20 protein-coding genes and 2 pseudogenes are annotated in these 23,043 nt (G+C 42.7%); 12 read left to right on the top strand and 10 right to left on the bottom strand.

The genetic code is table 11. The annotated features are described in order from the left end of the window. Window positions 1–261: 261 nt before the first annotated feature. The 3 genes from AAY47_RS04055 to AAY47_RS04065 all read right to left on the bottom strand — a co-directional run bounded on the left by AAY47_RS04055 (window position 262) and on the right by AAY47_RS04065 (window position 2,761). Window positions 262–771 (bottom strand): DUF6622 family protein, encoded by a 510-nt coding sequence (locus AAY47_RS04055; RefSeq protein ID WP_047767143.1) that lies wholly within the window; start codon window positions 769–771, stop codon window positions 262–264. A 406-nt stretch (window positions 772–1,177) separates the two neighbouring features. After that, the gene (locus tag AAY47_RS21170; RefSeq protein WP_235428283.1) at window positions 1,178–1,990 is read right to left on the bottom strand and encodes a VOC family protein; all 813 of its coding nucleotides are present in this window, start codon (window positions 1,988–1,990) and stop codon (window positions 1,178–1,180) included. Window positions 1,991–2,074: 84 nt separating this feature from the next. Beyond that, complete coding sequence (locus AAY47_RS04065) at window positions 2,075–2,761, bottom strand: helix-turn-helix transcriptional regulator (RefSeq protein WP_047767145.1); 687 nt, start codon at window positions 2,759–2,761, stop codon at window positions 2,075–2,077. A gap of 241 nt (window positions 2,762–3,002) precedes the next feature. Here AAY47_RS04065 and AAY47_RS04070 point away from each other — a divergent pair. The 3 genes and pseudogenes from AAY47_RS04070 to AAY47_RS04075 all read left to right on the top strand — a co-directional run. Further along, window positions 3,003–3,257: pseudogene (locus AAY47_RS04070) on the top strand (CDP-alcohol phosphatidyltransferase family protein); the annotation flags it as partial. Between the two features lie 16 nt (window positions 3,258–3,273). After that, entirely contained in the window at window positions 3,274–3,504 is a 231-nt protein-coding gene (locus AAY47_RS19905) for a hypothetical protein (RefSeq protein WP_053014203.1), read from the top strand. Beyond that, window positions 3,492–4,085: pseudogene (locus AAY47_RS04075) on the top strand (class I SAM-dependent methyltransferase family protein); the annotation flags it as partial. The gene AAY47_RS19905 and the pseudogene AAY47_RS04075, both read left to right, overlap by 13 nt. Before the next feature lie 171 nt (window positions 4,086–4,256). On the opposite strand, the gene AAY47_RS04080 reads toward AAY47_RS04075, so the two are convergent. Then, window positions 4,257–4,634 (bottom strand): hypothetical protein, encoded by a 378-nt coding sequence (locus AAY47_RS04080; RefSeq protein WP_047767245.1) that lies wholly within the window; start codon window positions 4,632–4,634, stop codon window positions 4,257–4,259. Between the two features lie 314 nt (window positions 4,635–4,948). On the opposite strand from AAY47_RS04080, the gene dauA reads away from it, so the two are divergent. Both dauA and AAY47_RS04090 read left to right on the top strand, forming a co-directional pair. Then, on the top strand, window positions 4,949–6,637 hold the full coding sequence (dauA, locus tag AAY47_RS04085) for a C4-dicarboxylic acid transporter DauA (protein ID WP_047767147.1): 1,689 nt from the start codon (window positions 4,949–4,951) through the stop codon (window positions 6,635–6,637). 126 nt (window positions 6,638–6,763) lie between these two features. Next, window positions 6,764–7,675: an aspartyl protease family protein gene (locus tag AAY47_RS04090; RefSeq protein WP_047767149.1), complete on the top strand. Its 912-nt coding sequence runs from the start codon at window positions 6,764–6,766 to the stop codon at window positions 7,673–7,675. 68 nt (window positions 7,676–7,743) lie between these two features. Here AAY47_RS04090 and kdsA read toward each other — a convergent pair whose 3' ends face one another. The 5 genes from kdsA to hemA form a co-directional block, all read right to left on the bottom strand. Continuing rightward, the gene (kdsA, locus tag AAY47_RS04095) at window positions 7,744–8,598 is read right to left on the bottom strand and encodes a 3-deoxy-8-phosphooctulonate synthase (RefSeq protein ID WP_047767151.1); all 855 of its coding nucleotides are present in this window, start codon (window positions 8,596–8,598) and stop codon (window positions 7,744–7,746) included. A gap of 85 nt (window positions 8,599–8,683) precedes the next feature. After that, on the bottom strand, window positions 8,684–9,493 hold the full coding sequence (gene sirB1, locus AAY47_RS04100; RefSeq protein WP_047767152.1) for an invasion regulator SirB1: 810 nt from the start codon (window positions 9,491–9,493) through the stop codon (window positions 8,684–8,686). Next, entirely contained in the window at window positions 9,477–10,337 is an 861-nt protein-coding gene (gene prmC / locus AAY47_RS04105; RefSeq protein WP_047767154.1) for a peptide chain release factor N(5)-glutamine methyltransferase, read from the bottom strand. The genes sirB1 and prmC overlap by 17 nt, the downstream gene beginning before the upstream one ends. Beyond that, window positions 10,337–11,419, bottom strand: coding sequence for a peptide chain release factor 1 (gene prfA / locus AAY47_RS04110; protein ID WP_047767156.1), 1,083 nt, complete (start codon window positions 11,417–11,419; stop codon window positions 10,337–10,339). Before prfA ends, prmC begins: the two co-directional genes overlap by 1 nt. Before the next feature lie 35 nt (window positions 11,420–11,454). Continuing rightward, window positions 11,455–12,717 carry a glutamyl-tRNA reductase gene (gene hemA, locus AAY47_RS04115; protein WP_047767158.1) on the bottom strand — a complete coding sequence of 421 codons (1,263 nt, stop codon included), beginning with the start codon at window positions 12,715–12,717 and terminating at the stop codon, window positions 11,455–11,457. Window positions 12,718–13,014: 297 nt separating this feature from the next. Between hemA and lolB the strand changes: the two genes are divergently transcribed. The 5 genes from lolB (at window position 13,015) to AAY47_RS04140 (ending at window position 20,552) form a co-directional block, all read left to right on the top strand. Further along, window positions 13,015–13,632 (top strand): lipoprotein insertase outer membrane protein LolB, encoded by a 618-nt coding sequence (gene lolB, locus AAY47_RS04120; RefSeq protein WP_047767160.1) that lies wholly within the window; start codon window positions 13,015–13,017, stop codon window positions 13,630–13,632. Then, the gene (gene ispE, locus AAY47_RS04125; protein ID WP_047767162.1) at window positions 13,632–14,552 is read left to right on the top strand and encodes a 4-(cytidine 5'-diphospho)-2-C-methyl-D-erythritol kinase; all 921 of its coding nucleotides are present in this window, start codon (window positions 13,632–13,634) and stop codon (window positions 14,550–14,552) included. Before lolB ends, ispE begins: the two co-directional genes overlap by 1 nt. Before the next feature lie 54 nt (window positions 14,553–14,606). Next, a complete protein-coding gene (gene prs, locus AAY47_RS04130; protein ID WP_120211349.1) occupies window positions 14,607–15,554 on the top strand; it encodes a ribose-phosphate diphosphokinase in 948 nt (315 codons plus the stop codon). Window positions 15,555–16,331: 777 nt separating this feature from the next. Continuing rightward, the gene (locus AAY47_RS04135) at window positions 16,332–18,323 is read left to right on the top strand and encodes an autotransporter domain-containing esterase (protein ID WP_047767164.1); all 1,992 of its coding nucleotides are present in this window, start codon (window positions 16,332–16,334) and stop codon (window positions 18,321–18,323) included. A gap of 246 nt (window positions 18,324–18,569) precedes the next feature. Continuing rightward, window positions 18,570–20,552 (top strand): autotransporter domain-containing esterase, encoded by a 1,983-nt coding sequence (locus tag AAY47_RS04140; RefSeq protein ID WP_047767166.1) that lies wholly within the window; start codon window positions 18,570–18,572, stop codon window positions 20,550–20,552. A gap of 61 nt (window positions 20,553–20,613) precedes the next feature. Here the strand turns inward: AAY47_RS04140 and ychH are convergent, their stop codons facing one another. Then, on the bottom strand, window positions 20,614–20,889 hold the full coding sequence (gene ychH, locus AAY47_RS04145) for a stress-induced protein YchH (protein WP_047767168.1): 276 nt from the start codon (window positions 20,887–20,889) through the stop codon (window positions 20,614–20,616). Between the two features lie 263 nt (window positions 20,890–21,152). Here ychH and pth point away from each other — a divergent pair, with 263 nt between their 5' ends. Together pth and ychF are read left to right on the top strand one after the other, a co-directional pair. Next, complete coding sequence (gene pth, locus AAY47_RS04150) at window positions 21,153–21,743, top strand: aminoacyl-tRNA hydrolase (protein WP_047767170.1); 591 nt, start codon at window positions 21,153–21,155, stop codon at window positions 21,741–21,743. A 110-nt stretch (window positions 21,744–21,853) separates the two neighbouring features. After that, the gene (gene ychF, locus AAY47_RS04155; RefSeq protein ID WP_047767172.1) at window positions 21,854–22,945 is read left to right on the top strand and encodes a redox-regulated ATPase YchF; all 1,092 of its coding nucleotides are present in this window, start codon (window positions 21,854–21,856) and stop codon (window positions 22,943–22,945) included. Window positions 22,946–23,043 lie beyond the last annotated feature (98 nt).

Genomic DNA, 23,043 nt, shown 5'->3' on the forward strand with positions numbered 1-23,043 from the left:
GAAAGTGTGTATACGTGAAAACGTATCGAGGGTTCGAATCCCTCCCTCACCGCCATTTTCTATAAAAGAGCCTGACTATCCGTTCAGGCTCTTTTTCATTCCCAATACCCAATAAAATCGCCTATACCACCAGCCATAAGATCAACCATCACATTGGCACCACGTCTATTAGGCGCTTGATTTATTTCTCCTTATTCGATCATATGAGTGTTACTATCGGACAGCCATTTTTATTAAAATGAAATATAAAATATATTCAACTTATTCCTTTTTATTATTTTTATAATAAGGAATAAATAAATTAAGCGTTCCTCCCCAAAAGACACCATCCGATAGACCACAGATAAAACCGAACAGCAAATTAAAATTGAAAGAATATAACAAATTAGAGTTAATACTCATCATGGCAGAAATAATAAACTTCACTATAAAAACAGTAAGAATCAGACTCAAACTCAAAGGGGTTCCTGAACGAATGATTGAGCCATCTTCATTACCCTTTCTTAACCTTGGTTGACTACGCCATAAGCCCCATCCGACACCCCCTCCCACAACAATACCTGCAATAAGCGCCAGGAATGCCGAATTTGGAAATGTCGTTTCATTTAATACACTGTAAACAGCCCATATTAAAAACAAAACTGGCATAAAAAACAGTCGATCAATACGCATTTCTCTGTCATATAACGCATCGATACCCCGTTTAATCAGAAAAACAAATAAAATCCAAACCCAGATAGGCGTACCTTTAATAATGGCTAAAATTGACATATTACTCACCCTTCTTACATTGAGCATTAAGCCCTTTACATTTTAAATAGTCCATTCGTCATACTTATTCATCATTAAACGGTTAATTCTTAATATGATATGGACAAAATCGTTATGTCAGTATCAGTTACTGATAACATTCAAGGTTAATAGTAACAAATGGAAACAATATCAAATATAAACCAATTGTACTTTGATTTACATTATCAGTAACCTTATGACAAATAAAAACTTACTCAATAATCACCTTCTACTTTTAACCACAACATAGGGATAAGCAGTGACATTTTGAGGAGTAGCCAATAGTAAAGAATAGAAGAATACGCCTACCGCGTGTGCCAAGCGGGTTGAGGTATGCCTGGATACCTCGTCGGAAAGATTTTCACCCAACGTATCTTCATTTCCCTTAATCCAAAAGACAAACCCGAATCATATGACCATCGGGATCTTTCGCGAGAAAAGTGCGACCAAACACGTCAGTATAGGGTTCCTGCTGAATGTCAATATTTGGATTTCGTTGCCATTTTTCAAAGAGTTGATCAACCTCTTCGCAAGTGGGTAACATAATACCAATTTCTGAAAACCGTGGCATTGTGTTGTCTGGCTTTGTTCCTCCACTCCAAATAGCAAAAATAGCTTCTTTACCTACAGTAAATGCGACATAACGCGGGCTGGAAAAAACCGGTTCCGCATTAAAAATAGTTGAATAAAAGGCCGTAGAACGTTCGATATCAGAGACATAAATCAGTTGAAGATTAGGTTTAACAACAGAAATGGGGGTTTTTGTCTCGGTTTTTTCAACCACAGCTTTAAGCCTTGAAAGTGTTTCTACCAAGTCTTGCGTCACTTGCTTAAAAAAACTGACTGCCTGGGAATCAGAAAGATGCTTTTCAGGCTCAAAAGAAACACGCACCTGAATGCCATTTGCCCTGTTACTTTCGTCGGTCAAAATTTGGTGACAGAAAGTTAACTCTCCCATCTGTGGCAGATTGACCTGATCAGTGAATTCTTTATTGATTTCAATATTTGCAAGATAGAAACGAATTTCCGGCATACCACTCAATACCATTTTGCCGTATTGTCCTGTTTTCACTTCACTTTCAAATTCAAAATATTCAAGATCCACTTCCCATTTTTTTCGTAAGTCAAAATCGACATAATGGGACCAAATATGAGAGGGATTTGCATTTACCGATGTAGAAAAAGTGAGGGTTAACATAAAAAAACTCCAACAGTCAGATAGCGGGCTAGTACATTAAGAACCTTCAAGGTAACAAACCCGTGTGACAGTTTTTGTCAGTAGTTAACGCGATATTTTTTCCATTTCCCGCCATTCTTTAAGTAAAGACTGCCTTGAACGGGGATAACACTGTTGTTCTATCTTCAAATGGCTCATTCTATCCGATCTGAAATGGCGAAATGATTTTCTTAATTCACACCAGCCAATAACAATACTGATATTCTCAAAATATCCCAATGCAAATGGCCAAATTGTTCTTGTCGATTGATTGTTTTTCAGATCTAAATAAGTGAAAGTGATTTTATGCCGATGACTGATCGCTTGCCGTATTTGCGGAATATCAACGGAGGGTTCAATTTTCGCAGCCGCAGGCCCAATTAATAATGCGTTCGTTTCAAGATATTGTCTGAGTTCTGTTGGGATAACTGAGGCAATTTTATTGATTGCACTATTGGCAGAGGCGTTTAATTGTGAATCAGCGCGTCTAGCCACCCAACCAGCCCCTAATGCCAGGGCTTCTATCTCACTTTGCGTTAACATCAATGGGGGTAAAACAAATCCCGGTCGTAAAACATAACCAATACCCGCTTCTCCCTCGATATTTGCCCCTTGATCCTGCAAAGTCACAATATCCCGATAGAGAGTTCTTAAACTAATATTCAACTTTTGCGCCAATACCTTGCCCTGTACGGGAAAGTGATAACTCCGCAATATTTCCATCAGAGTTAACAAACGTTGTGTCCTAGACAATTTATCATATCCTTAAATTAAGCCATTGATTCATCTAAAATTTGTAACAGAAACCATCATGTCTCCGTAATAATTTCTGTTATTGAATAATTAAAACATTTAATTATGGATAAAAATCAATAACACATCATCTACCTCAATAAATTATTAATCACCAAAAAAAAAATCTATTTTATTTGTTCACTCTTTTCTGTTATTTATTCTATTGATATCAGTTTGGCCTATAAAGGACTTAGGTAAGATGACCCTCTATCATCTAAAACCACTTTTCCAAAACCTATTACGCCCTCTCGTCATTTGTCTACAAAAATATGGGATCACTGCCAACCAGGTCACATTAAGTGCGATGTTCCTGTCAATCGTCGTTGGCCTATTGTTGAGCCTGTTTCCTTCTACCCGTTTCTATTGGCTACTGCCTATTTTTCTTTTCATTCGTATGGCACTCAATGCCATTGATGGTATGTTGGCACGAGAATATCACCAGAAATCTCAAATCCAAATAAGGCATTAACATGACACTCTTGGCAAAAACACCAGCTTCAAAAACGCAAGCATTAAATCAACGCATTGCCGAAGAACATGATTTCACCACATCAGATCAGGCTTCCCTGTTTTATCGTTATTGGCCCCAGGAGCAGGATAAGGCAGAAAAAGCGATTATTATTTTTCACCGAGGCCATGGACATTCGGGGAGAATTCAGCATGTTGTTGATGAACTCAATCTTCCTGTATGGAAACCTTAATCCGTCAAGCAATTCACCAGCTACATCAACAAAACCAACCGATTCATATTGTAGATATCGCGGCCGGACATGGACGCTATATTTTTGATGCGATCAACGATTTCAGCAAAATTGACTCGATTTTGTTAAGGGATTACAGCGAGATTAATGTTAATCAAGGCCAGGCTTATATTGAAGAACGTAATCTTACCGATAAAATCCGTTTTGTCATCGGTGACGCTTTTGATACTGAAAGCATGACAGCCATTTTCCCCACACCAACTCTGGGCATAGTTTCCGGTCTTTATGAACTGTTTTCTGACAATACGCTAATTAAAAATTCCCTGCGTGGTCTTGCTGATGCAATCGCCGAAAATGGGTATCTGATATATACCGGACAACCTTGGCATCCACAACTTGAAATGATCGCCCGCGTTCTTTCCAGTCATCGCGAAAATCAGCCGTGGATCATGCGACGACGTACCCAAGGCGAAATAGACGCATTGGTAGAAACAGCGGGGTTTGAAAAACAGTATCAAATAACAGATAACTGGGGGATTTTTACTGTATCGATTGCCAAGAAAGTCCATATTGAGAATTGATTTATTATCGCCTACGCCTCCTCAGAGGCGTAGAAATTAACCGATTAGTTTGATACTGGAAGATTATATTGGATCTTTAGAAAGTCGTTTTCATTAAATTCAATGTTTGCTTTTTCTCCCTTATCATTTAATATTTTTTCCACAATAAGATTGTTCAATGGCCTAATAATATTAAGAAGCTGATTGATCATTATCAGCAGAGTGCTCAGACCAGAAAAAGTCATCATTACCAATGCCGCCATATCCTCCTGTTAACCAAATTATCGCCGGATATTTTTTAGTCTTATCGACTGGTGGTGTGCTAAGAAAGGCAGCCATGTTCCCATCTTCAGCAGGATAATGTATTAAAGAAAAAATATCTTTTGGCGGTATGGCCGGTTGTCCATCACCAACAAAACTGCTATCAACAATTTGAGTTTTGAATTTATTATGTGCTTCAGCATAAGCATCTTCACGTAATTTAAAACTGTAATTGTCTTCATCACACGCCGAGAGTAAAGAACTAAAAACAAGAGGAACAACTTTTAACCATTGGTATTGTTTTTTCATAAAAATTAGCCTAATAATTCTTTGTTAAACGTTATATTTTCTTCTCTTTATTTTTATCATTTAGACCTAGACTTTAAAAGCTCAAATATAAGTGTAATCCAACAATTATCTGACTGTTTTAATAACTTCAATACAATTTCCCCATCGATAAAACTCGTACTACAATGATTGAGAAAGAGCATTTTCCAAAAGCTGACAAGTAAAATTAGTTAACTTTTTGACATATAACACTTTTCTTAGCTGATAAAAGCGATATGCTAATATCACTTTTATCAGCTCATCACTTGCTATCTTATTTTTGGGTTCTCAATTAAATGAATACTCGTAAAATTAAGGGAATACGTCCATTTAGTGCGCTTATTGACGCTTGTTGGAAAGAAACTTACTCTTTCCACCGTTTTATTAAAGACCTGATTGCCGGGATCACCGTGGGAATCATTGCTATCCCACTGGCGATGGCGCTGGCAATCGGCAGTGGTGTTGCACCACAATACGGCCTGTATACTGCGGCCATTGCCGGCATGATTATTGCTGTGACCGGAGGATCACGCTATAGCGTTTCCGGCCCTACTGCGGCTTTTGTTGTGATACTCTATCCTGTATCACAACAATTTGGCCTCAGTGGCTTGCTCATTGCCACGCTCATGTCAGGCATCATTCTGCTTATCATGGGATTAGCGCGATTAGGCCGACTGATTGAGTACATTCCATTGTCTGTTACGCTTGGATTCACTTCTGGTATTGCTATTACCATCGCTACCATGCAAGTGCAGAATTTCTTCGGCCTGAAATTAGATCCTGTGCCGGAAAATTATATTAATAAGGTGATTGCCCTCTCCCAAGCGTTTCCTTCATTACAACTCAGCGATACCCTCATTGGTTTAACAACCCTGCTGGTATTGATTTTCTGGCCAAAGCTTGGGTTAAAGTTACCGGGTCACTTACCGGCTTTGATGGCAGGTACGGGTATTATGGGGATCATGCATCTGCTAGGCCACGATGTGGCAACGATTGGTTCATCATTTAGCTATACGCTGGAAGAAGGTACACAAGGCCAAGGTATTCCCCCTATTCTTCCTCAATTTGTCCTGCCGTGGCAATTACCTGATACTCATCCGTTTGATATGAACTGGAATACAGTATCAGCATTACTGCCCGCTGCATTTTCGATGGCAATGTTAGGGGCAATTGAATCCCTGTTGTGCGCTGTTATTTTGGATGGCATGTCCGGAAAAAAACATCATTCCAACAGTGAATTAATCGGTCAGGGAATGGGTAATATTGTCGCCCCTTTCTTTGGCGGGATCACCGCAACTGCGGCTATTGCGCGTTCAGCCGCCAATGTGCGGGCAGGCGCAACCTCACCCATTGCCGCTGTTGTTCACTCCCTGCTGGTATTATTAGCGCTGCTGGTTCTTGCCCCAATGCTTTCTTATCTACCGCTTGCCGCCATGTCAGCCATTTTGTTGATTGTGGCGTGGAATATGAGCGAAACCCATAAGGTGGTGGATCTCATCCGCCGTGCTCCCAAAGACGATATCATCGTGATGTTGCTGTGTATGTCATTAACTGTTCTGTTTGATATGGTAGTGGCAATCACGATAGGCATTGTGCTGGCTTCACTGCTGTTTATGCGCAAAATTGCCAATATGACCCGAATCAGCATTTCTCCTGTCACAAATCAGGATACGGGTTTGTTGGTTGTGCGAGTTAATGGTCCTCTGTTTTTTGCAGCTGCGGAGCGCATTTTTGCTGAGCTGAAAGAACAAGGAACCGATTATCACACCATTATTATGCAGTGGGATGCGGTTCCGGTTCTGGATGCAGGCGGGTTACATGCCTTTCAAGGGTTTGTTCGGGAGATGGGAAAAGAGAAACATCTCGTTGTGTGCGATATCGCCTTCCAGCCCTTGAAAACGCTGGCACGCGCCAAAGTCGAACCGATCAAAGGGCAATTGAGTTTTTATGCCACTTTATCCAACGCGCTGAAAGAAATAAATTAACCTAAATCTCCGGATAAGAATATTAGATGATTTTTTTGGTCTAATATTCTTCTTGTCAGTCTCAAAATAAACTCACTTTTCACCCCGAATTTGACATAACTATGAATGCAGATAGGGAGAATTTTCATGCTTTTTTCACTCAATAAACATCTTACGGCAATTATATTAATTGTTTTCTCTTCCGTTACGCCAGGGTTTGTCACAGACTCCATGGCTGCTGAAGAAGTCATACATATAGATTTTCAGTTTGATGAATTTTCTACACCAATAGCAAATCTCGAAATTGATGGAAAAAAGCAAAATTTAATGTTCGACACGGGGGCATCTCAAAGCCTCCATTTAACGAAAGAGTTTATGTCGGAAATCCCAGGCTTAGAGATAGATCCTGAAAAAGCACGCTCTACCGACGTTACAGGCAAAGTTTATTTTAATGACCAATTTAACATTCCAAAACTTTCAATAAACGGGATGATATTTAAAGATATTACCGGCGTTTCGCTAAAACCATGGGGAGTGACCTTATTAGGTAAAGAAAAGAAACTTCCCACTTCGATGGTAATAGGCCTTGGTTTATTCGAAGACAAAGTTATTCTTATTGATTACAAAAAACAACGATTGTCAGTTTCTGACCATTTACAAGCATTGAGCGTCAATATATCTGATGGTTGGAACGAATTACCGCTGAGGCTCACGCAAGAAGGCATTGCTGTCAAAGTTTCACAAAACGCCAAGAGTTACAACATGATCCTGGATACTGGTGCGTCAGCTTCGGTTTTTTGGAGAACAAGGCTGCAATCACCTCCCGTTATCCTTCCCTGTGGGGCGTTAAGAGAAGATCTGGCCAATGAAGAATGTACTGTATCGGCATTTCAACTTGATGAGGCAGGCGCTAACGCCATAAAACTGAATTCATTACTGGTTGATGGGGAGTTTAATCAGTTAAATGCTGATGGACTCATTGGCAATAACTTCTTCAATCAATATGCAGTATTAATTGATTTTCCTGGCAAGAGATTATTTATTAAAAATAATACGTAAAAAAATCAGCGGTTACAGAGTCAAGTATCTGTAACCGCATTCTCAAAAAAATTCGAAAGCTCAAATGATTATTTGCTGGTATCCAGCTCTGGGAAATTTTTCACCACATCATCAATGGCTTTTATCTGCATCAGGAATGGCTCCAGTTTTGCCAGCGGCAGTGCTGACGGACCATCACATTTTGCATTTTCTGGATCAGGATGGGCTTCAAGGAACAAACCGGCAATTCCTACCGCCATACCCGCACGGGCCAGTTCTGACACTTGCGCACGACGCCCCCCGGAAGCTGCACCAAAGGGATCACGGCATTGCAATGAGTGAGTGACATCAAAAATCACGGGTGAGCCATTGGTTGCCTGTTTCATGACACCAAAGCCCAACATATCGACAACCAGATTGTCGTAACCAAAATTACTGCCACGGTCACACAATATTACCTGATCGTTGCCGCCTTCTTGAAATTTGTCAACGATATTCCCCATCTGGCCCGGGCTAACAAACTGCGGTTTTTTGACATTGATCACTGCACCCGTTTTCGCCATCGCTTCAACCAGATCAGTCTGGCGGGCAAGGAAAGCGGGAAGCTGGATAACATCCACCACATCTGCAACAGGCTGGGCTTGCGCGGGTTCATGTATATCAGTGATGATTTTCACGCCAAAAATCTGTTTCAGATCCTGAAAAATTCTCAGGCCCTCTTCCAAACCAGGCCCGCGATAGGAATGAATAGAAGAACGGTTAGCCTTATCAAAAGACGCCTTAAAAACATAAGGAATGCCCAGTTTTTGCGTTACGGTCACATAGTGTTCACAAATGCGCATGGCCAAATCCCGTGACTCAAGGACATTCATACCACCAAACAGTACAAAAGGCAGATCATTTGCGACCTTGATGTCACCAATATTAACCACTTTCTGTTGCATGTTTATACCTTCTCTTGTTAAGGGCAAATAAATTTGTATCTATAAAAATAAATAAAGGGCAAAGAAATGCTGCCTTATAACGCCTTTAATGGAGGATGAGCGTTCTCTGATCAATAGAGTTAATCTGCATTTTTATCATTTCTGAGATAGGGTCTTCAGGACAATGCTCCACGAAATAACTCAAATCTGAAACAGCAATGTGATTACAATCGAGCTGCGCATAAATCAACCCTCGGTCGCGGATTTCATATGGATCATCGGGATCGAACATCAGCACGATTTCGCTGGCTTTTAACGCCAACTCCATCTTTTTCTCTTCCATTAAGGAAATTTTGATAATATCGGTAACTTTTCGCACAATGCTGTTATTATCGGCTTCCTGTAAATCCTTATTTTCCAAACGGATCATCGGGCCAATATTACCTTTCAACCAGACATCAAGGATATGTTCGTTGAGCGTATCGCCATTCATCGGGTTAATAAACCATGTCGGCTCATCAGCCAAATCAAGTCGCAAGATTAACTGGGTCGGGAATATAACAGGCTGTACGGGCAATGCCAGCGCCTGAGCAATATGGGTAAATATTGTTCCCAATGTTACGGGAGCGCCCTGGCGTGAACGCAATACATTATCCAACCACAGGGTATCAGATAAACAATACACTCCATTCGCGCCGCCAAATTTCCATTCTCGATAGAAAAGTGTCAATAGTGCTTGTAATTTTGCTTTGGCATCAGTAATAGAGGAAAGTTTTTGGCGTGCTTCTTCAATCAATACAATTAACTGCTCAGTCACCATTGTGTGGTGGAAATCAGGACGAATGGCCCGCGTTACCAGAATAATACCCTCTATCAGGGAAGCATTATTGAATTCATAATTAACTATGGTTTTCATCTTTATTCCATCGACCTACCGTGATACGTTCGTTACCACCATAATCCTGAAAAGTTGCTATCTGTTGATAACCTTTTTCCAAAAATAGGTTTCTGACAACGATTCCCTGTTTCCAGCCATGTTCCAATAATAGCCATCCGTTTGGTAACAGGAAGTGGCGAGCCTGCTCTATAATTGTCTGCAAATCGGCTATACCATTTTGTGCAGCGATCAATGCAGCGGCTGGTTCAAACCTGACATCTCCTTCGCGCAGATGAGGGTCAAGCTCATCAATATAGGGAGGATTACTGACAATCATATCAAATTGTCTTTCCCCAACCGCAGAAAACCACTCACTTTGCAGAAAATTCACATTGTGAACAGGCAATTTTCCCGTGTTTCTTGCCGCATTATGTTTTGCCAATGCGACTGCATCAGGATTGATATCCACGCCAGTGACACCGCAATCCTGCCGCTCACTTGCCAGCGCCAGTGCAATGGCTCCGGTTCCCGTGCCGAGATCCAGGATCTGTGCCGATGATTCAGGCAATAGTTCCAAGGCTTTTTCAACCAGGCATTCCGTATCAGGACGTGGGATTAACGTTGCGGGTGATACCGTAAGAGACAGCGACCAAAATTCACGCTCCCCCACAATATAAGCAATCGGCTCTCCCTGAATGCGACGAGCCAGCAAAATATCAAGCTGGCTCGCTTCCTCTGGGGAAACAGGCGTTTCATTGAATGCAATTAAATAAGTACGGGAACGCCCTGTTACATGTTGCAACAGGATTTCTGCATCACGCTTCGGGCTATCACTTGTAATCAACTGCGCAGCCGCATGCTGGAGCCAGTGTTGATAATTCATCAATCCTGCTCTGACAATGCAGACAGTTGGTCTGCCTGATATTCAGTAACAATAGGCTGGATAAGCATATCCAGTTTGCCTTCCATCACTTCCTCAAGACGGTATAACGTCAGGTTGATACGGTGATCAGTAACCCGCCCTTGTGGGAAGTTATAGGTACGGTTGCGATCTGAACGGTCACCGGAGCCGAGCAAATTACGCCGTTCGCAAGCTTCAGCTTCTTGACGCTTCCGCATCTCAGCGGCACGAATACGCGCACCAAGCACCGACATTGCTTTTGCTTTGTTCTTATGCTGGGAGCGCTCATCTTGGCACTCGACGACAATTCCCGTTGGTAAGTGGGTAATTCGAATTGCAGAATCCGTGGTGTTGACGTGCTGTCCACCCGCACCGGAAGAACGAAAAGTGTCAATTTTCAGGTCGCCCGGATTGATTTCCGGTAATTCTGCTTCTGGAATTTCTGGCAGAACAGCCACGGTACACGCAGAAGTGTGAATACGCCCCTGTGACTCTGTTTCCGGCACCCGCTGAACACGATGACCACCAGACTCAAATTTCAGGTGACCATAAACTTGCTCGCCCGAAATTTTGGCAATCACTTCCTTATATCCACCATGCTCACCCTCATTAGCACTCATAAGCTCCACTTTCCAACGACGGGATTCTGCATAACGGCTATACATACGGAATAAATCGCCAGCAAATATCGCCGCTTCATCACCACCGGTTCCGGCACGGACTTCAAGGAAACAGTTGCGCTCATCATCCGGATCTTTCGGCAATAACAGCAGTTGCAGTTGCTGTTCCAGCTCTTCATTACGAATTTTTGCGCTTTTGAGTTCTTCCTGTGCCATTTCCCGCATTTCGGGATCATCAAGCATCATTTCAGCTGTTCCAATATCATCCTGAACGCTTTTCCAGGCTTTAAAACAGTTAGTCACATCGGTCAGCTGGGCATATTCCTTTGATAACGCGCGAAAACGTTCTTGATCAGAAATGACTTCTGCATCACCGAGGTGAGCCAAAACTTCTTCATGGCGTTCTTGTAGTGCTTCCAATTTAGCGACAATAGAAGGCTTCATTCGTAATATCAGACCTTATTTAGAATAGGGTTAGGTTAGTTATGATCCAGCCCGAGGCTGTCCCGTAATAGATTCAGGCGTTCCAAATCGCCATCACTGGCAGCCTGTTGGAGAGATTTAGTCGGTGTATGGATCAGACGATTCGTCAATTGGTGGGTCAATTGGTTAATGATCTGTTCGGCATCAGCACCCTGCCGTATGGACATCAATGCCTTTGCCGTCATCTCAGCCCTGATTTTCTCTGCCTGTTCTCGATATTCGCGAATTGTATTAACCGCGCCTTGAGAACGCAACCAATCCATGAAATAGCTGCTTTCTTGTTGCACAATCCCTTCCGCAACCACTGCCGCAGCTTTACGTTGGGCAAGATTTTGCTGAATGATAGCCTGTAAATCATCCACACTGTACAGATAAACATCACTCAATTTTTCCACATCCGGTTCAATATCACGAGGAACGGCAATGTCAATCAGCAACATGGGTTGGTTACGACGTAATTTCAACGCCCTTTCGACCATGCCTTTGCCGATGATCGGCAAGGGGCTGGCGGTGGAGCTAATAACAATATCCGCTTCAGCCAATCGGGTATCGATATCTGGCAGGGAAATGACTTCTGCATTGACTTCACTGGCAAGCATCTGTGCCCGTTCTTTTGTCCGGTTGGCGATCATCATGTGATTCACACCATGCTCTTTTAGATGACGGGCAACCAGTTCGATCGTTTCCCCCGCGCCCACCAGCAGGATATTCAATTGGGAAAGGGATTCGAAAATTTGCCGTGCAAGTGTACAGGCCGCAAATGCTACGGAAACGGCATTGGCGCCAATTTCTGTTTCTGTTCTGATCCGCTTCGCCACCGAGAAAGATTTTTGGAATAAACGTTCCAGTTCACTCGACAGAGATTGATAATTTTGCGACTCAGCGAAAGCCTTTTTCACCTGTCCCAAAATCTGCGGTTCCCCCAATACAAGGGAATCCAGGCCACTCGCAACCCGCATTAAATGGCTGACGGCCGCATTGTCTGAATACCAGTAGAGGCTTCCTGTCAAATCATCAGGGTTAAGTTGATGATATCGGCATAGCCAATTAATCAGCTGTTCTTCAAAATTACCCTGTTGTTCAACACTGAGGTAAAGCTCTGTACGGTTGCAGGTGGACAGCACAACGCCGCCTCGCACCATCGGTTGCTGGAGCAAGTCATCAAGCGCTAATCCTATCGTGTCAGGAGAAAAGGCCACCCGCTCACGTAAAGAAACAGGCGCGGTTTTATGGTTAATACCGAGTGCTAATAAAGTCATCTTAACTGCATTGAGTTATCATAGGAGGCAAGGTTATGATGATATCGATAATTATTCTCATAAACTCACACCCTTCATAAGGACTCTCATTGGTCGAGCATTCTACTTGATGCATCAGTGCAATAAAAGTCAATCAGGTGATTATGCGGTAATTTTATTTGAGAATTCTCAGCGAACTTTCGCTAAATTACGTTATATGATTATAGGCTTGGGGAGCATACTTTAAGTTGTTATATAAATATTGCCATATTTATAACCGATAAAATACCACGCTCTCTTACTACCAAGGGTTACCGTATGAAAATGTCTGTTTTTTTTCGCTTACTTCCTCTCTCCGGCGTTTTACTGACTGCCTGTACCGTCACGCAACCCCCTATGGGCACGGGATCAGCGGATACACCACAATGGCACGCCCGTGAACAGCAATTGCAAAAATTAGGGCATTACCAAACCCGAGGTTCTTTCGCTTATCTGGCAGATGAAAAAAAAGTGTACGCCCGATTTTTCTGGCAACAATATTCGCCTGACAATTATAAATTATTGCTGCTCAATCCCCTGGGTACAACAGAGTTGGAATTATTCGTTAAACCGAATATGATTCAGGTCACGGATAATAATGGTAAAAAATATCTCAGTGATAAACCCGAATCTTTAATTTACCAACTGACCAATATGAATATTCCTCTGGATAATCTACGGAGCTGGATCATCGGACTGCCTGGTAGCGCTAACGTTTTTCAGTTGGATGCCAATTACCTGCTTAAATCCGTTAGTGACAAAAATGATGGTGAAGTTTGGCGAGTGAATTATCAAGGATACGATACCTCGATCACGCCAGCCTTACCCACCCGACTGGAGCTGACGCAAGGAAACAACCGCATAAAATTAAAGATGGATAACTGGACAATTCAATAATGACGTTAACCTGGCCTTCTCCGGCAAAATTGAATTTATTTTTGTATATTACCGGGCAGCGGCCTGACGGCTACCACGAACTGCAAACACTGTTTCAATTTTTAGATTATGGCGATGAAATCACCATTTCACCGCGCCAAGATAATCAAATCCGCTTACTGACGCCGGTTGCGGGTGTAGCCCATGATGACAACCTGATCGTACGGGCAGCCCGATTATTGCAGAACCATCTATTACAAAAACGCACATTACAGCATCACCATGCAAACACTCAATTCGGCACCGGGCAATCTGTCACCGAACATTTGGGCGCCGATATCTGCGTTGATAAATGCCTGCCGATGGGCGGAGGTTTAGGCGGCGGCTCTTCCAATGCTGCAACGATATTGATTGCCCTGAATTACCATTGGCAAGCCAATCTGCCCGATGATGAATTGGCACAGCTTGGCGTCTGCCTTGGGGCAGACGTTCCCGTATTTGTCAAAGGCCATGCCGCTTTTGCCGAAGGTATTGGAGAAAAACTCCAGCCTGCTTCACCGGAAGAAAAATGGTTTTTGGTTGCCCACCCTGGAATTGAAATATCAACTCCGACAATCTTCACAGATCCTGAATTAAAAAGAAATTCTCCGATTCGCTCTCTACCCGCATTATTACAGGCACCATTTGCCAATGATTGTGAACCAATCGCAAGAAAACGTTTTCGTGAGGTTGAACAGCTTCTTTTATGGCTGTTAGAATACGCACCGTCACGCCTGACCGGAACCGGTGCATGTGTTTTCGGCGAGTTCGAATCAGAAGCATCGGCCCGTAAGGTGTTAAATGAAACTCCAGAGTGGATGCAGGGTTTTGTTGCGCGTGGCGTTAACATTTCGCCATTGCATACATTCCGCTCTGGGATACCCGTGTTATTGAACCAATGAGTTTGTTTGATTGGTCAACAATATCTCTCTGGACGCAAGCCTGAGGTTTTTCTCGTGCCCGATATGAAGCTTTTTGCTGGTAATGCCACACCTGAACTAGCACAACGTGTTGCCAACCGCCTGTACACTAATCTGGGAGACGCTGCTGTCGGTCGTTTCAGCGACGGTGAAGTCAGTGTTCAAATCAATGAAAATGTACGTGGTGGTGATGTTTTCATCATTCAGTCCACCTGTGCACCGACCAATGATAACCTGATGGAATTAGTTGTTATGGTCGATGCGCTACGTCGTGCTTCTGCTGGTCGTATTACCGCTGTTATTCCTTACTTCGGTTATGCCCGTCAGGATCGCCGTGTCCGTTCGGCACGTGTACCTATCACTGCAAAAGTTGTTGCTGATTTTCTGTCCAGCGTTGGTGTAGACCGTGTTCTCACTGTTGACCTACACGCCGAGCAGATCCAAGGTTTCTTTGATGTTCCAGTTGATAATGTATTTGGTAGCCCAATTCTTCTGGAAGATATGCTCCAGAAAGAGCTGGAAAACCCCATAGTTGTCTCCCCAGATATCGGCGGTGTTGTTCGCGCCCGTGCGATTGCCAAGCTACTGAATGATACAGATATGGCTATCATCGATAAACGTCGCCCACGAGCAAACGTTTCTCAGGTCATGCATATTATTGGTGACGTTGCTGGCCGTGATTGCGTTCTGGTTGATGACATGATCGATACAGGTGGCACACTGTGCAAAGCAGCTGAGGCATTGAAAGAGCGCGGAGCGAAACGGGTATTTGCTTATGCAACCCACCCTATTTTCTCTGGCAATGCAGTGGAAAACATCAAGAACTCAGTGATCGATGAATTTGTGGTCTGTGACACCATTCCTCTGTCTGATGAGATTAAGGCGTTGAACAAAGTTCGCACTTTGACACTGTCTGGCATGCTTGCTGAAGCTATCCGCCGTATCAGTAATGAAGAGTCAATCTCTGCGATGTTTGAGCACTAATGTTTTAGTTTTTAGCTTAAATGTTGAGCTAAAACTTATTCAAGTGATTAAATAAATCATTGCCTGAAAAACCCCGTTGTTGCATTTGCAGCAGCGGGGTTTTCTGTTTATTTGATATATTTAGCTAATGTTTTCGCCTTGAATTAATTATCATTATCAATAGTTTTTATTTGAAAATGATTAATTTTTTCAAAAAGTTACCTAACCGTTGTAAATTTCATTCAATAAAATAAAACGATTAAATTGACATACAATCTAATATTAATATCCCACAATTATTCCAACTCATCTGGTACGTCCAGTTCCAAACTCTCTAACAATACTGGTGTCATTGGATAGTTGCTGCTAACCTGTCGCACGCTTAATGGCGGGGGTTTTATTTCCTTGCATCACACAATAGTATTGAAAAACAGGTATTATTTCTTATCTAAAAAAATAAATTATCTTAATATATAAGCTATCAATATCCAGAAGCGAAAAGAATAATTTTTGACTGGTTATTTTATATTCAGGTTTAAGAGCGGAACTTTTTAAGCTCACATTATCCATAAAAAATGCAAAGCAACATGGCAGTTCAATAACCAGAAACCATAATTAATCGTAGGCAGCCGTTATTAATAAGTCAGCTGTCTTATATGGGGTTATTTCAATATTAAACATATCAACATCTCTAACCTGCTGAGGAAGAGTTGCAGGATGCTTTTTGTCCAAAAACAAGCTTTTCCAAAGACAAGATGTTGATTAATAGCAAAAACGACCTTTTTAAGGAGAGTGCCAATGAAAAAGGCATTTTTATTTACACCTGCACTGCTAGCGCTTTCAATCAATGCTATTTCTAATGCTCATGCTTATAGCCAAGTTTATGTTTTTGGTGATAGTTTGAGTGATAGCGGGAATTTGGGCCGTTTTACCAGTGATGGCAAGAATAGCGTATTGTATGATGAATACTTTACCCAGCAAATAATCGGCAAGACATTGATGCCTTCCAACCGTAAAGGAACTAATTATGCTCAGGGAGGCGCAACCGCTCTTGAAATTCACCGCCAAGATCCTCGATTGAATGCCTTAAATCCTACTACAAAAAAACAGGTTAGCGATTATCTCAGTCAAAACAATAATCAGGCAGATTCCAATGGCATATTCATTCATTGGGTAGGTGGTAACGATCTCGCCGAAGCCTTAGTTGTTGGACTGAAAAATCCTTCTGAGGCTTATAAAATGATCAATACCAGTGCTACCGAAGCCGCTAATCAAATTGATGAACTCATCGATGCAGGTGCAGGGCTGATTGTCGCACCCACAGTCCCTGATATAGGAACGACGCCTACTCTTTTGGGTGGCTTAATAAAAACAGGGTTGGAAGAGAAAGGCGTTTCCGAAAACACCAGTAATGCTATTTTACAAGATGTTCATGTAGGACTTAATAAACATGAAATTCCCAATGATCAGGCTCGTGATATTGCCCTAAAAACAGTGTTTCACACCTTAGCACAAAAAGGTACAGAAATAATTCCAGGGGCTTCTGCGGAACAAATTGAAAAAGAGCTTACGGAGAAATATGAAAAAGCCAGCAAGGATGCCACAGACTCCACAAATCTCTATAACAAACTCATAGATGAGAAGATCAGCCAAAAAAAGGCCAATATCTTGCGTGCCGATATCAATGGCTTGTTGAATGAAGTCATTGCCAATCCTCTGATTTATGGCATCCAAAATACATTAGGTTATTCCTGCGCATTAAATGTAGGTGCCAATAAATGCTCCGTCAACGATCCAGGGTTTACTAAAGACAAAGAATTTTTATTCTCTGATTCTTTCCACCCAACTCCGTTGGGACATAAAATAATGGGCCAATACATAACCTCTATCTATATTGCCCCATCACAGGTAATGACCCTGACGCAAGTTAACCGTACCTCCGTTAAAAGCGCCCTCTCCTCCCTTGATGGTCACCTGCAACAACTGCGTAACGGTGGCAACGAACAGGGCAAAGTCGGTGTCTTTGGCGGCTACACAGGCAACCGGGATAAAACCTTTACACTGGGTAGCGATTATCAGCTGATAGATAACCTGCTGCTGGGTGCCATGTACTCTAACTATAAAGAGGAGCGCTCACCTATTGCCGACTTTTCTTATGCAGGCCGTGGTCATGTTTTGACAGCGTATACATTGTGGAACTATTACAACAATGGTTGGTTAAGCGGTGACTTCCATTATTCGCGCACCGATTATGACAGCCTGACCCGTGCCATCCAGCTTGGAGAAGCGACACGCAGGGAAACCGGTTCTACCACAGGTAAACAATGGGGAGCACGCATTACCGCTGGTTGGGATATTCCTGTTACTCACTATCTGACCACCAGCCCAATCATCCAGTATGCCTGGGATAAAGGTGAAGTTGATGGCTACCGTGAATCCGGCAACAATAGTACTTCCATGCATTTTAGCGATCAGGATTATACCTCTAACGTTGGCACCCTGGGTTGGCGCGTAGATACTAAACTGGGCCATTTCAATCCTTACGCTTCTGTTCAGTTTAATCACCAATTTAGTGATACACGCTACAAACTGAGCAGTGCCATTAATTCCACCAAAACGTCTTTTGTACAGGAAGGTGGCAAGCAGAGTACTAACTGGCGTCAATATACGGTGGGTTTGAACGCAAACCTGAACAAGAACCTGCGCGGATTTGCTTCCGTCACCCGTAATGACGGCAATAGCCAAGATCCTAGCTACCATTTCAGCTTAGGTATCAACGCGAGTTTCTAAGAAAGCACTGACTCAGGGACGCAGGGCTATAAATATTATGGCCCCGCGTTTTTATTTCATAATCGTTCAACATTTGCATACCTTAGTTAACATTTCATTTAATTTTCGTATATGCAAAGGGAAGTAGTATCGGACTGAAACAATCAGAAAATCAGCCATCAATCGGAGGAGAATGGGTAAATACCCTTTTAAATCAAGGTGTTTTGGCTGGTATGAAAATAATGCGCTGTTTTTCAGGAGAACGATATGAAAAAAGCACCCTTTTTAGTATCAGCCACGACCGCACTGCTAGTTAACCTCATCACAAATGCTTATGCCTATAACAATGTGTATGTTTTTGGGGATAGTTTGAGTGATGGCGGCAATGTTGGAAGATTCACAACCGATGGAAAAGACGCTGAACTCTATGATGAATATATAGCCCGAAATCTCACTGGCAAAAAACTGACCCGCTCTAAAAATGGCGGGACCAATTATGCATATGGAGGAGCAACAGCCCGTGATACAGGGGATCCATTCTATGATTATATTTTCCACTCAACACAAAAACAGCTTGATGACTATTTGCAAGCGCACTCAGGACGGGCTGATCCGAACGGTTTATACATACATTGGGTGGGAGGCAATGATATATCTCAGGCTCTGCGAGATTCGGCGCAAGGTGACGAAAAAACAGCACAACAGCGTATCAATGACAGTTCTGCATCCGCCGCATCGCAGATTAATCGACTCATTAAGGCTGGAGCGGGGTTAATTATTGTACCTAATGTTCCCGATATTGGTACGACCCCTAAAATTATGGAAGCCGTGCTTAAAGGCGCATTAGAAAAAAGCAAAATACCCAAGGACGAAATCGACAACATTCTGAAACAGGCTCATGAAGCTATCAACAAGTACCCGACACCGAATACGAAAATCAGAAATGGAATCATTCAGGGGGTGTTTAAAAAAATTGCTGAAGGTGCTTCTCCCCAGGATCCAGACAAAGCAAACGAAATTTATCATCAATTGCTTGATGCTTATAATAATACCAGCAAAACTGCTTCCCAATTTTCCAACACATTTAACCAAAACGAAGAAAATCAACTTATTGACGGCAATATCCTGTTTGCCGACGTCAAGCATCTCTTACATGAAGTCATTGAAAATCCGACCATTTATGGTGTTTCTAATACTCTTGGTTATGCCTGTCCATACGATAAGATGGCGTTTGTTTGTTCTTCTTCCGATCCCGGCTTTGATAAAAGCCAACCCTATTTATTTTCCGATAGCTTCCACCCGACCCCTTACGCACACAAAGTCATCGGCCAGTACATCACGTCTATCTACAACGCACCTTTACAAGTGATGGCATTGAATCATATCAACCGAGTCCCAACGACTACCGCACTAAGCTCGCTTGATGGTCACCTGCAACAACTTCGTAATAATCATCAGGCCAAAGGTAAAGTTGGCATATTCGGGGGCTATACAGGCAATCGCAATAATACCCTCTCATTGGGCAGCGATTATCAACTGACAAATAATTTACTATTAGGCGCAACAATTTCACGTTATAAAGATGAACAAAATGCAACACCTAATTTCAACTATGCTGCTACGGGTCATGTCATAACCGCTTACACACTATGGAACTACTATGGCAGCGGCTGGCTGAACGGTGATGTCCATTATTCACGTACCAATTACGACAATCTGTCGCGCTCCATTCAGCTTGGTCAAGCCACGCGCAGGGAATCAGGTTCAACGATGGGCACACAGTGGGGTTGGCGGATTGCAGCAGGCTGGGATATTCCAGTCACTCGTTACCTGACTACCAGCCCGATCATCCAATATGCATGGGATAAAGGGGAGGTTGATGGCTATCGTGAAACAGGTAACAACAGCACCTCCATGCATTTTGCAGATCAACGCTATCACTCAAAAGTTGGCTCGGTGGGTTGGCGCGTAGATACTAAACTGGGCCGTTTCAATCCTTATGCTTCTATTCTGTTCAACCATCAATTCGATGATGAACGCTATGCTCTTCGCAGCGCGATCAATGCGACCAAAACAAGTTTCGTCCAACCGGGAGGGAAACAGAATAGAGATCATGTCCAATATACGGTCGGTGTTAATGCCAACCTGACCAATGACTTTCGCGCATTTGCCGCCGTATCACATGAAAAAAATGATAATGAACCGGATCATGACTACTATTTCAATCTCGGCTTCAATGTCAGCTTTTAATATACTGAACAGTTAACCAATAAGGATAAGGCGGTAGCCATGACCGCCTTATCCAAAATAATCACGAATGTCGCTGGTTTTTACGGCAATAACGTTCATTGTAATTCTTCAGCCACCAATATTTATCAGTAACCTGTTCGCGGCCGCCAATACTGGCTCCTACCAGCCAAATAAACGCCCCAACAAACAATCCCATTAGTGAGAGGCTTGTCAAAAACTCCGAAAGACCAAAATTAAAGATATGACTAAGCAATACATACGCTAAACTAATAAGCATTGCCGCCATGCCCACTCCCATGAGAATATTGCCAAAAATAAAAGCCTTTTTACGTCTCATAACCAACCTCCAATACTTTTTGTGAACGCTAATTTGCAAAGACAACGAACGCAAAAGCACGAAAGTAGATATCTTCTTCAAGATTAATTATAGGCTTATTATATGAAAGGTTATTGCGGCGGCGATCACAAGCTGTACAAATTTAAGCCTAATTTTTTTACATTCCATCAGAATAATCTTTGTTAAATCAGTTTTGTACTCAAGCCTTGAGATAGGTAAACTAATCTCCTTTTTGTTCTATTGCCAATAAGCGAAATTAAACCGTGAGTAACATAAAATTAATCGTTGGCCTGGCAAACCCTGGAGCCGAATATGCACAGACCAGACATAATGCCGGAGCATGGTTTGTTGATTTGTTAGCACAACGCTATAACCAATCCCTGAAAGAAGAGAGTAAATTTTCTGGCTATACCGCCCGTATCAACGTGAATGGGCAGGATATTCGTTTACTGGTCCCCACCACTTTCATGAATCTAAGCGGTAAATCTGTCCTTGCCCTTGCTGGATTTTATCGTATTCTGCCGGATGAAATCCTGGTGGCCCATGACGAGTTGGATCTACCGCCTGGAGTGGCAAAAATGAAACTCGGTGGCAGCAATGGCGGTCATAATGGCTTAAAAGACATTCAGAACAAACTCGGTAATAATCCTAACTTCCACCGTCTGCGTATCGGTATTGGTCATCCGGGCGATAAAAACAAGGTCGTCGGTTTTGTCCTCGGCAAGCCGCCTGTCAGCGAACAAAAACTGATTGACGATGCCATAGATGAAGCGTTGCGCTGTACTGACATCCTGATTAAAGATGGCATGAACAAGGCAATTAATCGTCTGCATGCCTTTAAAGCCAGCGCTTGACTGGGAGTGCATGGCGCATCGGGCTATTGCGTGTATAATAGCGCCAATTTTGTAAACTCACCGACAAGCCTATTCTTGTTGGTTTATAAGTGATTTAAGGTGATAAATATATGGGATTCAAATGCGGTATCGTTGGCCTGCCTAACGTCGGGAAATCTACATTATTCAATGCGCTGACCAAAGCAGGTATCGAAGCAGCAAACTTCCCGTTCTGCACTATCGAGCCAAACACAGGTGTTGTACCGATGCCAGATCCGCGTCTTGAACAGTTGGCTGAGATTGTGAAACCACAACGCATTCTGCCAACCACGATGGAATTCGTAGATATTGCCGGTCTGGTAAAAGGTGCATCAAAAGGTGAAGGTTTAGGTAACCAATTCCTGACCAACATCCGTGAAACAGAAGCGATTGGCCATGTGGTGCGTTGCTTTGAAAACGACAACATTATCCACGTTTCTGGTCAGGTTGACCCTGCCTCTGATATTGACATTATCAATACAGAACTGGCACTGTCGGATTTGGATACCTGCGAGCGTGCTATCCATCGTATCCAGAAGAAAGCCAAGGGTGGCGATAAGGACGCTAAAGCAGAACTGGAAGTCTTAGAAAAATGCCTTCCACACCTTGAACAAGCAGGTATGCTACGCGCTTTAAATCTGAGTGCGGAAGAAAAAGCGATCATTCGCTATCTAAGCTTCCTGACCTTGAAACCGACCATGTACATTGCCAACGTCAATGAAGATGGGTTCGAAAATAATCCACACCTTAATACCGTCCGCGCCATTGCTGAAAAAGAAGGTTCCGTTGTTGTTCCTGTTTGTGCAGCGATTGAAGCCGATATCGCAGAGTTGGAAGATGCTGACCGCGAAGAATTTATGGCAGAGTTAGGTCTGGAAGAGCCGGGTTTGAACCGTGTCATTCGTGCCGGTTACCAGTTGCTGAATCTGCAAACCTACTTTACCGCAGGTGTGAAAGAAGTTCGTGCCTGGACGATCCCGGTTGGTGCAACCGCCCCACAAGCAGCAGGTAAAATCCATACTGATTTTGAAAAGGGCTTTATCCGTGCTCAAACTATTTCGTTTGAAGACTTTATCACTTACAAAGGTGAACAAGGTGCGAAAGAAGCGGGCAAAATGCGTGCGGAAGGAAAAGAGTATATCGTTAAAGATGGCGATGTGATGAATTTCTTGTTTAACGTCTAAATCGCTTGTGTAATCTCATGAGGTTCCACTGAAACTCACGTAGACAGAGAAACCACATAAAATCCACGCAACCGCGTGGATTTTAATTTTTATCTGGC

Source organism: Xenorhabdus griffiniae, from assembly GCF_001028135.1.
In the GTDB taxonomy this organism is placed as follows: domain Bacteria; phylum Pseudomonadota; class Gammaproteobacteria; order Enterobacterales; family Enterobacteriaceae; genus Xenorhabdus; species Xenorhabdus bakwenae.